The organism is Pandoraea pneumonica (assembly GCF_902459645.1).
GTDB lineage: Bacteria > Pseudomonadota > Gammaproteobacteria > Burkholderiales > Burkholderiaceae > Pandoraea > Pandoraea pneumonica.
This window is the reverse complement of record NZ_CABPSK010000004.1, coordinates 184,182-197,053: the sequence shown is the minus strand read 5'-3', so window position 1 is coordinate 197,053 and position 12,872 is coordinate 184,182. Positions and strand designations below refer to the sequence as shown.

Here is a 12,872-nt window from a genome sequence, read left to right as displayed (position 1 = left end):
ATGGCGACTCAGCAATACCAAGGCGGCTGTCATTGCGGTGAATTGCGTTTTACTGCAAATCTTGATTTGTCCAAATCAATTGCGTGCAATTGTTCTATTTGCAGCAAGCGCGGGTTGATTCTTACCTTTACGCCATTGGGTGAATTCACGCAGACGGCGGGTGCCGCTTCGAATCGGGAATATCTTTTCAACAAGCACATGATTCATCATCAGTTCTGCCCGACGTGCGGCGTCGAGGCGTTTGCTTTTGGTGAGATGCCCGACGGCACGAAAATGGCAGCGGTCAATGTGCGCTGCCTCGACGGCATCGACCTCGATGCCGTGCACCCCACGCCGTTCGACGGAGCCAGTCGGTAGCAGTATTCGTGAAAATAGACGACGCTATATATTTAAACGGATATTGTTTTGGTTTTACGAATTGCGGTTTGCCATGCAAAACCAGAAAGCTAAAACGGCGCAGCTAATGCGCCGTTTTTTATTTCTCGAAAGAATCTGAAAGTCATTACGTGAGAATCGAGGGATTATTGGCTCAAGATTCTCAAATGAACTTCCGTTATGCCATGCGATTGTTCGTGTTTTGTCGCATTCTGGAGTTGGCATGAAGTTCTTGGGTAGTCTCAAAATCGGCACGCGCCTGACCCTCGGGTTCGCCGTGACGCTGGTGCTGCTGTGTATCGTGGGCGGCATGGCGGTGTTTCAGGCTTCGCGCATTTACGGCGGTACGCGCGATCTCGCCGACAACTGGCTGCCCAGCGTGCAGACACTTGGCACCGCACAGGTTGCCGCCAATGCCGCACGTCGCGCCACGCTCGCGACGCTGCTGACCACGGTGGAGCAAACCCGCCTCGATGAAGTGAACAAGCGCACAGCGTCCATCGATCTGATGAACAAGACGCTGACGGCCTACGGCAATCTGGTCGCCTCCGACGAGGACCGCCGGGCGTACGAGGCGGTGCGCGAGGCATGGTCCGGTTATCTGGCCGTCGACAATCGCATTGCAGAATTGGCCAAGGGTGACGACACCGCACAAGTGCAGGCACGCACGCTCGCCATGACCGACGAGGTGCAAGCCTTTGCTGTGCTCAGCCAGAAACTGACGGAACACGTCGCCGTCAACCGCGCGGGCTCGGTGTCGGCGGCAGATGCCGCGGCAGCCAATTACCACGCGGCCTTCGTCGCCACGATCGTGTTGATCGTGATGGCACTGGGCGTGAACATCTTCATTGCCTTGCTCATTACTCGTTCGATCACCGTGCCGATTGGCCGCTGCGTCGACATCGCCGAGACGGTCGCCCGAGGCGATCTCAGTTCGCGCATCGACGTGCACGGGCAAGACGAACTCGCGAAACTGCTCGGCTCGCTCCGAGATATGAACGGCAAGCTGGCCCAGGTGGTGGGTCAGGTGCGCAATACGAGCGAGAGCATCGCGACCGGTTCGGCGCAAATCGCGGCGGGCAATACCGATTTGTCGTCACGCACCGAGCAGCAGGCGGCGTCGCTCGAAGAGACGGCGGCGAGCATGGAAGAGCTCACGACCACGGTCAAGCAGAACGCCGACAACGCCGAGCAAGGCAATGTGCTGGCGTCGAATGCGTCGCAAATCGCCCAGCGCGGCGGCGCCGTGGTGCGGCAGGTGGTCGAGACGATGCGCGAGATTTCCGAGGGCTCGTCGCGCGTGGGCGACATCACCAGCGTGATCGAAGGCATCGCGTTCCAGACCAATATTCTCGCGTTGAACGCCGCAGTGGAAGCCGCGCGCGCCGGTGAGCAGGGCCGTGGCTTCGCTGTGGTGGCCGGTGAGGTGCGCACGCTGGCGCAACGTAGCGCCAATGCCGCCAAGGAGATCAAGGAGTTGATCGACGCCTCCACGCGTCAGGTCAACGAAGGTGCGAAGCTTGTCTCAGAAGCGGGCACCACGATGGACGAGGTGGTGCAAGCGGTGAAGCGTGTGACCGATCTGATGGCGGAGATCGCCGCCGCATCGACGGAACAGCGCACGGGCATCGAGCAGGTCAATCAGGCCGTGATGCAGATGGATACTGTGACGCAGCAGAACGCAGCGCTGGTGGAAGAAGCGTCGGCCGCCGCGCAATCGATGGCTGCCCAGTCGAGCGGCCTGCGCGAACTGGTGTCGATCTTCAAGCTGGATGGCGCAGCCAACCAAGCAGGGCAGTCGCACCGCTTGTCGGCGTGATAGGCGCCCGGGCAATTGTCGGGCACTCGTCCGGCAATCGCCGGTCAATCATCGGCCAATCACCGCGCAATAAAAAGCGGCCCGCCGGCGTAGGCTGGCGAGCCGCGAATGCCAGGACGCTCTCACCAGCGTCCGGCCCACGGGACCGCATGCGTCCCATGTTCTTTCTGCCGCGACGTGGGCGCGGGCGTCTCTCGCTCGGGCGGCACGATCATCGCGCCGCCACCATCGACAACTGAGCGCCTGCCCCCCGGCGCGGCACTCGTTGCCTTGTCGGTTGTGCGCTGGCTGTGCTTACCGTGCCGCGAGCATCGACCCGCGATCGCGCAAGTTGATGTGCATCTCGAAGGCGCGCTCCAGCGCGTGCGGCGTGTGACCGGCATAGCGCTGGGCGTCGCGATAGTAATCGCGCAGCACTTCGCGGTAGGACGGATGCGCGCAGTTGTCGATCACGAGATTCACGCGCTCGCGCGGGGCGAGCGTGCGCAGGTCGGCCAGACCCTGCTCGGTCACGATGATGTCCACGTCGTGTTCGTTATGGTCGACGTGCGGCACCATCGGCACGATGCTCGAAATCTTGCCGTCTTTGGCGACCGACTTCGTCGCGAAGATCGCCATGCGCGCGTTGCGTGCAAAGTCTCCCGATCCGCCGATGCCGTTCATCATGTGCGTGCCGCCCACGTGCGTGGAGTTCACGTTGCCGTAGATATCTGTCTCTAGCGCGGTGTTCAGCGCAATCAGCCCCAAGCGGCGAATGACTTCCGGATGGTTGCTCACTTCCTGCGGGCGCAACACGAGCTTGTCGCGATAACGCGCGAGATTGCCGAAGACGCGATCTTGTACGGCTTGCGAGACGGTGATCGACGAGCCCGACGCGAAATCCATCTTGCCCGCGTCCATCAATTCGAACGTCGAGTCTTGCAGCACTTCCGAGTACATCGTCAGGTGCTCGAACGGCGAGTCGATGAAGCCCATGAGCACGGCGTTCGCAATGGTGCCGATGCCCGACTGAATCGCAGGCAGCGTGCTCGGCAAGCGACCACGCGAGACTTCGTGCTGGAAGAATTCGATGAGGTGGCCGGCGATGCGCTGCGTTTCAGCGTCGGCGGGCAGGGCGTTCGATGCGCTGTCGGGCGTGTCGGTAATGACGATCGCGGCGATTTTCTCAGGGGCGATCTTGACGACATTAGTGCCCACGCGATCGCGCACGTCCACAATCGGCAGCGGCGTGCGATGTGGGCGCTGGCCGGGAATCCAGATATCGTGCATGCCCTCGAAGGCGAGCGGCTGCGCGAGGTTGATCTCCACGATGACCTTGTCCGCGAGAATCGCGAAGCTCGCGGAATTGCCGACCGACGAACTCGGCACGAGGCCGCCGTCTTCGGTGATGGCCACCGCTTCGATCACGGCCACGTCGAGCTTGCCGAACTGGCCCGTGCGCAGGAATTCGACCGTTTCCGACAGATGCTGGTCGACAAACATCACTTCGCCGCGATTGATCGCGCTGCGCAACGTGGTGTCGACTTGGAAGGGCAAACGTTTGGCGAGCACACCCGCTTCGGTCAGCGTCTTGTCGGAATCGTGTCCGAGCGACGCGCCGGTGATGAGCGTGAGCTTCATCGGGTGGGTCTTGGCGCGCTTGGCGAGCGCAATGGGCATGTCCTTGGCGTCGCCGGCGCGGGTGAACCCGCTCATGCCGACCACCATGCCATCGCCAACCAGCCGGGCGGCTTCGTCGGCGCTCATCACCCGGTCGCGTAGCGACGCCAGGCGGATGCGGTCTTCATACATCGTGAGGCTCCTCGTCTCTCTTATTCGATCGCTGGTCACGACCCCGCCGCATAAGGCGAAATCCGGCCCTTCGATCTCTTTGACGCGACGGTCGTGGGTACACCTGTCACGCTTGACTCGAAGTGTATTGACCCATTGGCTACATTTCCAATATATTGAAAACGTTGTTTGAATACTTTTTATGTATTGAAGGCGTATCCCCATACGGGGCAGACCTCACGCGGGAGCGGATATGGAATTGCGGCATTTGCAATATTTCATTGCAGTGGCCGAAGAGCGGCATTTCACGAGGGCGGCGGCGCGTGTCGGTATTCAGCAGCCGCCGCTCAGCCTTCAGATTCGGCAGTTGGAGGAGGAACTCGGCGGGCCACTTTTCGTGCGCTTGCCGCGCGATGTGGTGCTCACCGAATTGGGCGAGGCGTTCTTGCCGGAAGCGCGTCATATTCTGGAGCGCGTCGAGCGCGTGAAGCGGCAGATGCAGCAGATTTCGCGCGGCGACGCTGGCCATATCCGTATCGGTTTTGCCGGGGCAACGTACTTCGAGCCGACCATTCCGGCATGGATTCGCGATTTCCGTGCGCGCTATCCGGACGTGCAACTTCATCCGCAACAAAGCAATACAGCGAGTCTGCTGGCGGCGTTGGTGAACGAGGAGGTCGATGCGGCATTCGTGCGCACACCAGTCGATGCGCCGCCGGGGATCGTGAGCGTTCCGGTGGTCGACGAAGCGATGGTGCTGGTGCTGCCGCTGGGGCATCCGATGTGCGCGCGTGAGCGCGTGCCGCTTGCCGCGCTGGCGCAGGACGAATTCATTCTGCTGCCACGCGAGATCAGCCCGGCGCTGTACGACCGCACGGTTGCGGCGTGCGAGGCAGCCGGATTTCGGCCCAAGCTGGGGCAGGAAGCGCCGCAAATCACTTCGATTGTGCCGATGGTCGCGGCAGGCTTCGGTGTGTCGCTGGTACCGGCGTCGGTCAGTCAGATTCGCACGCCCGGTATGGGCTTCTGGCCGATCGATGGCGACGTGCCGCGTGCGCCGATCAGTCTCGCGTATCGAGCCGCGCATGGTTCGGCGGCCCTCGATCGATTCATTGCGATGTGCCCGTCGGGCGGGGCGGAAAGCGACGCGACGTCTGTCGACTGATGGCGTAGTCGGCGCGCTGTGACGGCGTGTCTTACTCGCTGATCGGCGTCTCGTTGGCCGCGCGCGTGCTAGGGGCGCCGACGGGCCCCGGCCTTGCTGCGACCGTTGCCACTGTTGCCACCGTCGTAATCGTCGCTACGGCAGGCACTGTCGAAGATGAGCGTTGCGTGGGCGCGAGCACGATGCCGGTGAGCGAGCGCCCCGTACTGCTCGACCGGCCGTCGTCGGCATAGTCGCCGTAGCCGCGCTGACTCGGGTTCGCCAGCGTTTCGCCGCGTGTGGGCAACCAGCCCTGCGCGCGCAGTTTGTTCACCAGCAGCGGGTGAATCATCAGCGAGTACAGCAAGCAGGTGAAAGGCAACGAGATGGCCAACGCCGATTCGTGCCATACAAGCGCCGGGCCAAACGCGAGGACGACCCAGACGATGGCATGCCAGGTGAACCCGTAGGCGAGCAGATAGAGCGGGCCGAGAAAGAAGGCCGCCACGCATGACAGATGCGAAATTTCAACGACGTCCCCGTTCGCGGGATTGCGAAATTTCAGTGTCATTGCAAACTCGGAGGCGGTGTGATGGAAGCCATCACGTTACACCTGAGCCGACCCCATTTCGTCCCACTGCGGCGCGCCTGCCGAGCCTTGCCGGGCGGGCCGCACGGGGGCATTGGTGAGCGGTGGAAGGCCACGTGACGGGACGCGATGGCGCATGCGCGGGGTCATCGTGTGGCAATCCGATGTATATAGGCGACGGGTACGTTGCGAGCGGGCAGGTAGGCTACACTGCGGCCATGCCCCGTTGGGCTCCGGGGCGCTCTGGGGACACACCCACTGCTATGCAGACACTTCAAAGGCTGACCCGTTGGCTGCCGGTGCTTGTCGGTGCGATCGTCGGCATGATCGTCGTCTTGATCGCGGCACAGGTGGTGCAGACGCGTGTCGATGACTTTCGTCTGCGTGCGTTTGTGCGCGACATCATGGGCTACATGAACGACGCGTCGCTCTCACGCCGCAATGCCTTGTTTCAAGCGCCGCAGAATGCCGAAACGCCTTGTACGGATGCCGACATTCTCGACTTGCGGCGCGTCGCGATGCGCAGTCCTTATTTTCATGACATCGGGCGCGTGCACAATTCGAAGCTGCTTTGCTCGGCCATGCTTGGCAAGATCGAGCCTGCCCCTGTTCTGCCGGAACCTAGCCACGAGACGCTCAATGGCGTGAAGCTCTGGCACACGATCACCGGCGTGGTGACGCCGGGCGTGCAGGTCGATGCGACGGGGTGGGGCGACATCGTGGTGTTCAGCTCACCCGTTTTGCCGCCGCGTTTCGCCACGCCGGACCCAGGCTTTGCCTCCATCGCATCGACGAATGACAAACGGTTTCAGTTCTGGCGCGCGGGCATGTTCGACGATCAGCGCCGAATCGAGCTAGGCGTTACGTCGCGCTGGTTCGACATCGGACCGTTGCGGCGGTATTCGACCTGCTCCGACGTGGTGGATGTCTGCGCGTCGGCGGTCTACACGTCGTCGAGCGTGTTGCGTAACCCGATCGGGCTCGCGTTGGCCTTTGCCATCGGGGCTGCGCTCGGTGGTGCCATGGGGATGTCTTGGCGCTCGCGCAAGCGTTATCGGATGTCCGTCGATTGGGTGACTCAGCATGCCGCCGAAAACGGAGGCATCAACGTTGTGTACCAGCCGCTGGTTCGCCTGCATGATCGCAAGCTCGTCGGCGTGGAGGCGCTGGCACGTCTGAGCGACAGTGCGGGCCAGCCCATCTCGCCCGAGATGTTTATCCCTATTGCCGAGCGGCAGGGGGTGATCGGACTGGTGACCCGTCAGGTGGCGCGTCGCGCGCTCATCGATATGCACGGGCGCGCGCTGGCGGATCCCGAGTTTCATATCAGCATTAATCTCGCCGCCGAAGATATCGTCGACAAATCCTTCCACGTGTTTTTGAATCACATTGCGGCGTCATTACGTGTGCCGCGTTCGCAAATTGCGCTTGAAATTACCGAGCGTTCGACCGACAGCATGAAACGGCTTGGCGACGCACTCGACCGCCTTCGAGTGGATGGCTATCAGATTCATATCGACGATTTCGGTACGGGCTTTTCGAATCTGGCTTATCTGTCGACGCTGCACGTCGATACGTTGAAGATCGATCGCATGTTCACACAGGCCATTGGTGCCGATGCGGTAGGCAGCGCGATTGTCGATCAAATCTGCAAGATGGCGGCGCTGCTGAACGTGGGCGTGATCGTGGAAGGGGTGGAAACGCGAGCACAGGCCGATTACATGCTCGCGCAGTGTCCGGGGGCGGTGGGGCAGGGATGGCTATTCGGCAAGGCTGTGCCGGCGGATGAATTGCCGTCGGCGGAAATGCTGATAAAAGTCATGGAAGGCGATGCGCAACCTGTCACTTAAATCTGCATGAGCGTGAATTTACGACAAACCGTATACGATTAACTGTTGGCAATTTGATTCACGCAATGGTGTGGTGCGAGCAATCGTTTGCAAGATTTCGTAACGGTTATTTTCGTTATATCCGGCGAATTACCGAGAATAACGACACGCATTCGGCGCTAGATTGGAATGACCGTGGTCCTGATGTGCCCCCGACCTCCACGGACTATCCGGCTCGCCGTTCTGGCGGGCCGCTTTTTTTCCGGTGATGCGTCGTGTTTTGTGAACATGTTAGGATTCACCAAAAAACAGCATTGGTCTCGCGTTGCCATAGCTGTCGATTGCAGATGGGGGACATATGGACAAATCTTTTCGTTTTTCTTGGCATTACGTAAGCGACACGGCACCGGGCGTGCCGTTCGACCTTGAGGGCGCGGTCACGCCGCGCGCCGACGACCGCTTCGATGGCGCCGTCGATGCTTACTCAGAGGGGCATTACATCGGGCGATGCGAGTATTCGAGCATCGAAGCCGACGATGCGTCGCTGGCTGCCGAACAAATCCGCAAACGCATCGAGCGACGCATCGAAGATCGCGTCGCTCGCGAGCATCCGGTCACCCATTGAGGGCCGGCTGGCGCGTTTAGTGCCAGCGTCGGCAGCAGTGCCCACCCCAGCCCCCACCCCAACCGCGTCCCCATGAGAACGAGAGCGACACGTTGCTGAGCCATGGCGACGGGGCGAAGCCCGGGTAAAACGGTGCGTAGTTCGGATATGCAGCATATGCGGGGTAAGGCGCATACGTCGGGTATGTCGCATATGTCGGATAGGCCGAATACGCGGGATAAGTCGTGTACACGGGGCCGCCCGACGGCATCTGCTGCGATTGTGGCGGCACATAATCAGGCGGTACCGGCGAACCGTTGGGGTACACCGGCGCGCTTTGCGGCGATGGACGGTAATCCGGTGGTACCGGCGAACCATTCGGATAGACCGGTGGCGTGGTGCCACGACCCGGCCGATAGTCCGGCGGCACCGATGAGCCATTCGGATACGCTTGTCGAGCCGACTTGCCCGGCGGCGGAGGCGGCATGCTAACGCTGGGCGCCGGTTGCGCCTGCATAGGCGCGGCTGAAACCGTCGGTGTCGGCACGGGTGCGGTGGAAACATCGCCCGCAGCACCGACCGAGCCAGGCGCTGCGCGCAACGCTTGCGGCGCGTTAGGATCTTGCGAGAAAGTCAGCGCACCGCCCGGATATTGCACGACGTAGCAACCGGCGAGCGGTAAGACACAGAGCAGGGTAGCGAGCGGAGCGATTTTCATGGCGAGGAGTGTAACGCAGGAAATCGCGGTACCGAGGGCGTGCGCCACGAGATCGACGCGCATTTGCATTACGATCCGTTAGCCGTGCGGCGCGGGTTGCACCGATGCGAAATCGACAGGCAAAAAAAACGGCCAGCGCGTTGCTGGCCGTGAAATCCACCAGGAGGAGGTGGAGGAGACAGGTGCAACTATATCAGGGAAATCCCTGAACGGGTAAACCTGCGACGAAAAAATATGTAGAAAAACCACAACTGCGACATTTCGTCGCTTTTTTGGACCGAAATCGCCCAATACGCCGCCTGATATACCTCTAAGGTGCGTGTGCAAGGCGACTTCCCACGGCGCATATGGAGAAAAACCACAAAGTGAACGCTCATCAGGATTCGCTCGCGCCGCTTCGGACGTTTGTCACTACTTTGGCGGCGTTGCTCGATCGCCAGCCGGACGAAGCCACGATCGTGACCGAAGGCAGCGCGGCGTTAGCGACGCTTGTGGCTGGCGACACGTGGTTGCCCGAGGCCTACGCGCAGCCCGATCCGGCGCGCTACACGCAATACCGCCTCTACGTGGACCCGCAAGCCCGCTTCAGCGTCGTGAGCTTTGTCTGGGGACCAGGGCAGTCCACGCCGGTGCACGACCACACGGTATGGGGGCTGATCGGCATGCTGCGCGGTGCCGAAGACTCGCTGCCGTTTGCGTTCAACGCCGACGGGCAACTCGTCACCGCAGGCGACCCGATCAGGCTCGTGCCCGGTAGTGTCGAAGCCGTTTCTCCCTCCCTCGGCGATATCCACCAAGTGCGCAACGCGTTCGACGATCGTGTGTCGATCAGCATCCACGTCTACGGTGCAGACATCGGCCGCGTAGCACGCTCCGTCTATCTGCCTGACGGTACGCGCCGTCATTTCGTCTCCGGCTACGCCAATCCCGCCGAGCCGAATCTCGTCGGCGGCTGACCAGCACCTCCCGCCTTCTCGCGTCGATCGCGTCTATTCAGCGGTTCTTCTCGGTTTTTCCCAACATTGCTTGCCCATCACCGTCCATTTTTCGGCCGGTGATGCCTATGGCCGTTTGCCGTGGGAATCTAAGTGTTAACACCAAGCATCGAATTACGTTCCGCGAGATAAACTTCCGCAAAGCGTAATTCCGTCGGCGTCATCGACAGGAACGCAGTGACAAGAACGTTTGGAGACAGGATGAAAGCAGCAGAAGTGAATGTCGGCGCATTGATCGACGAGAGCCGTCTGGGCGGCTATCAGTGGTGGGTGATTGCGCTGTGCGCGATGTGTCTGGTCGTCGACGGTTTCGACGTGCAGGCGATGGGCTACGTGGCCCCGGTCGTGATTCGCGAGTGGGGTATTGCGAAGGAAACGCTGTCGCCGGTGTTCGGTGCAGGCTTGTTCGGCATGTTGGTCGGCTCGCTCACGTTCTCGGCGCTGGCCGACAAGCTGGGCCGCCGCCCGGTGCTCATCGGCGCGACGCTGTTCTTCGCGGTGTGCATGATCGTGACCGGCTTTGCCAACTCGATCACCGAACTCGTCGTCTGGCGCTTTGCTGCTGGCTTGGGTCTGGGCTGCATCATGCCGAACGCGATGGCGCTTGCGGGCGAATACAGCCCGCGTCGCATCCGTGTTTCGCTGATGATGATGGTGTCGTGCGGCTTTACGCTGGGCGGCGTGGTCGGCGGCCTGATCACGGCGGCGATCATCCCGAGTCTGGGCTGGCGCGCAGTCTTCTTCATCGGCGGCGCGATTCCGCTGGTGCTCGGCTTCCTGATGTGGGTTTCGCTGCCTGAGTCGATTCAGTTCCTGATGTTCAAGAAGAGCGACACCGCGCGCATTCGCAAGCAATTGCAGCGTGTGGCCCCGGCGGCGAATCTGCCTGCCGACGCGCGCTTCGTGCTCGACGAGCAGAAGGCCAAGGGCGTGCCGTTCATCGAGTTGTTCAAGGATGGCCGCGCGCGTATGACGCTGCTGCTTTGGGTGATCAACTTCGCCAACCTGCTCGATATGTACTTCCTGTCGAATTGGCTGCCGACGGTGATTCGCGACGCCGGTTATTCGACGCAAGTGGCTGTGATGGCGGGCACTGCGCTGTGGACGGGCGGTGTGATCGGCACGCTGCTGCTGGGCCGTGTGATCGATCGTCTGGGCTTCACGAGTGTGCTGGCTGTCACGTTCCTGATTGCGATTGCGGCAACGGCGGCGATCGGCAACCCGGCGGTGATGGTGTCGATGGTGGCGGTGTTTGCAGCGATCTTCTTCGCGGGCTTCTCGATCATCGGCGGTCAACCGGCGCTCAACGCACTGGCCGCGACTTACTACCCGACGTCGCTGCGCTCGACGGGCATCGGCTGGAGCCTCGGTATTGGCCGTATCGGCTCGGTGCTGGGCCCGGTGTTGGGCGGCGCGCTGATGCATCTGCAATGGTCGTCGTCGTCGCTGTTCATGGCAGCTGCCGTGCCGGCCTGTATTTCGCTCATCGGTGTGTTGGCCATCGCTCGCATGCAACGCGGTGACGGCGGCAACCTGCGCGCCGCGACGGCGAACTGATGCTGTGACTGTTTTCGACTTGCCTTCGCGCTCACCATTGAGCGCAGGGCAATGAGGTCCGACGCCCGCCAGCGGTATGATGGCGGGCGTTGTGCTTTTTGCACGGCATCTTCAGCATTCGATAACTAAAACGACAAATGACACAGACGTCCGAACTCTCTCCCGCCTTGCCGACCGAGCGTGTATTGCTGGGCATTCTTGGCCTGTTCATGATGATTGCGCCGGCGTCCACGGACATGTATTTGCCGGGGCTGGTGACGATGCGCCACGAGTTGGGAGCGAGTGCATCGGCGGCGCAGCTCACGCTGTCGTACTTCTTTCTAGGGTTCGCGTTCGGACAACTGTTGTGGGGCCCGCTGGCGGACCGTTTCGGGCGGCGCTGGCCGATGGCGGCCGGTATTGCGCTCTATATTTTCGGCAGCGTGGGGTGCGCGTTCTCGGACACCATCGATCACATGATGATGTGGCGCTTCGTGCAGGCGCTCGGCGGGTGTGCCATGCCGGTGATTGCGCAAGCGATCGTGCGCGATGTCTATGGGGCGCGTAACAGTGCGCGGGCGTTCTCGATCATGTTGCTGGTGATGAGCGTGGCCCCGATCGTCGCGCCGCTGCTCGGTGGTCAGTTGCTGCGCTTCACGACGTGGCGGGTGATCTTCGGCATTCTCGCGGCGTTCGGTGTGGTGGCCATGCTGGCGTTGTGGCGTCTGCCGGAGACGGGCGCGGTGCACGCGCGCACGGTGGGCGGCCCGCGTGCCATCGTGATGTCGTATTGGCACTTGCTGCGCGACAAGCATTTCGTCGGCTATATGGTCGCGGGTGGGGCGGTGTTCGGCGCGTCGTTCACCTACATCACAGGCACGCCGCTTGTGTACATGGAGTACTTCCATGTGTCGCCGCAGTTCTTCGGCGTGTTGTTCGGGATCAACATCGTCGGCATGGCGTCGATGACGATGTTCAACTCGCGTCGCGTCGGGCAGATCGGGTCTTATCGACTGATGCGCATCGGCATCATCGGCTGCGCTGTGGTGACGTCCGTGCTGTTTGCAACCGCTTGGCTGGGCATCGCCATTCTGCCGTTGATGGTGGCGCTGCTGTTCCTGTTCATGTCGCTGCGCGGCATCATCACTGCGAATTCGGTGGCGGGTGCGATGGCGAATCACCCGACCCGTGCGGGTGCGGCGGCGGCGCTGGTCGGCAGCGTGCAATACGGCTTCGGCTTTGCGGCGGGCGCGCTGCTCGGCGTGCTCAACGACGGCTCGCCGAGGCCGCTCGCCACCGTCATGTGCGGATTCGCGCTGCTGGCGCTGGTGTCGATGTTGACGATGTTGCCGGTGAAGAAGGGAAATTATTCATCGACCTAGATACGGTGGGTAGGAGGCCGCCGATTAGCGAATTGCTTGCGTCCGGTCCGGAAAATGAAGTCGAGAATGAAGACTCGGTTTCTTTCGTCTGTGTTTCACACAGAGCGGAAG

General features: G+C 61.5%; 11 protein-coding genes. 8 read left to right on the top strand and 3 right to left on the bottom strand.

Annotation, left to right across the window (positions count from 1 at the left end):
• Nucleotides 1-357: a GFA family protein gene (locus PPN31114_RS20145; protein WP_150681307.1), complete on the top strand. Its 357-nt coding sequence runs from the start codon at nt 1-3 to the stop codon at nt 355-357.
• Between the two features lie 241 nt (nt 358-598).
• Nucleotides 599-2,194, top strand: coding sequence for a methyl-accepting chemotaxis protein (locus PPN31114_RS20140; RefSeq protein ID WP_150681306.1), 1,596 nt, complete (start codon nt 599-601; stop codon nt 2,192-2,194).
• Nucleotides 2,195-2,488: 294 nt separating this feature from the next.
• Here the strand turns inward: PPN31114_RS20140 and PPN31114_RS20135 are convergent, their stop codons facing one another.
• Nucleotides 2,489-3,985 carry a succinyl-CoA:acetate CoA-transferase ScpC gene (locus tag PPN31114_RS20135; protein ID WP_150681305.1) on the bottom strand — a complete coding sequence of 499 codons (1,497 nt, stop codon included), beginning with the start codon at nt 3,983-3,985 and terminating at the stop codon, nt 2,489-2,491.
• A 232-nt stretch (nt 3,986-4,217) separates the two neighbouring features.
• Here PPN31114_RS20135 and PPN31114_RS20130 point away from each other — a divergent pair, with 232 nt between their 5' ends.
• Complete coding sequence (locus tag PPN31114_RS20130; RefSeq protein WP_150681304.1) at nt 4,218-5,129, top strand: LysR substrate-binding domain-containing protein; 912 nt, start codon at nt 4,218-4,220, stop codon at nt 5,127-5,129.
• 31 nt (nt 5,130-5,160) lie between these two features.
• Here PPN31114_RS20130 and PPN31114_RS20125 read toward each other — a convergent pair whose 3' ends face one another.
• Nucleotides 5,161-5,679, bottom strand: coding sequence for a hypothetical protein (locus tag PPN31114_RS20125; RefSeq protein ID WP_150681303.1), 519 nt, complete (start codon nt 5,677-5,679; stop codon nt 5,161-5,163).
• Between the two features lie 281 nt (nt 5,680-5,960).
• Here PPN31114_RS20125 and PPN31114_RS20120 point away from each other — a divergent pair, with 281 nt between their 5' ends.
• Both PPN31114_RS20120 and PPN31114_RS20115 read left to right on the top strand, forming a co-directional pair.
• Nucleotides 5,961-7,547 (top strand): EAL domain-containing protein, encoded by a 1,587-nt coding sequence (locus PPN31114_RS20120; protein ID WP_174988282.1) that lies wholly within the window; start codon nt 5,961-5,963, stop codon nt 7,545-7,547.
• Nucleotides 7,548-7,884: 337 nt separating this feature from the next.
• Nucleotides 7,885-8,151 carry a hypothetical protein gene (locus PPN31114_RS20115; protein WP_150681301.1) on the top strand — a complete coding sequence of 89 codons (267 nt, stop codon included), beginning with the start codon at nt 7,885-7,887 and terminating at the stop codon, nt 8,149-8,151.
• Between the two features lie 16 nt (nt 8,152-8,167).
• Here the strand turns inward: PPN31114_RS20115 and PPN31114_RS20110 are convergent, their stop codons facing one another.
• A complete protein-coding gene (locus tag PPN31114_RS20110; RefSeq protein ID WP_150681300.1) occupies nt 8,168-8,848 on the bottom strand; it encodes a hypothetical protein in 681 nt (226 codons plus the stop codon).
• Between the two features lie 347 nt (nt 8,849-9,195).
• Here PPN31114_RS20110 and PPN31114_RS20105 point away from each other — a divergent pair, with 347 nt between their 5' ends.
• The 3 genes from PPN31114_RS20105 (at nt 9,196) to PPN31114_RS20095 (ending at nt 12,761) form a co-directional block, all read left to right on the top strand.
• A complete protein-coding gene (locus PPN31114_RS20105) occupies nt 9,196-9,804 on the top strand; it encodes a cysteine dioxygenase family protein (RefSeq protein ID WP_150681299.1) in 609 nt (202 codons plus the stop codon).
• A gap of 240 nt (nt 9,805-10,044) precedes the next feature.
• Nucleotides 10,045-11,400: an MFS transporter gene (locus PPN31114_RS20100; RefSeq protein WP_150681298.1), complete on the top strand. Its 1,356-nt coding sequence runs from the start codon at nt 10,045-10,047 to the stop codon at nt 11,398-11,400.
• Nucleotides 11,401-11,537: 137 nt separating this feature from the next.
• Nucleotides 11,538-12,761 (top strand): multidrug effflux MFS transporter, encoded by a 1,224-nt coding sequence (locus PPN31114_RS20095; RefSeq protein WP_150681297.1) that lies wholly within the window; start codon nt 11,538-11,540, stop codon nt 12,759-12,761.
• Nucleotides 12,762-12,872 lie beyond the last annotated feature (111 nt).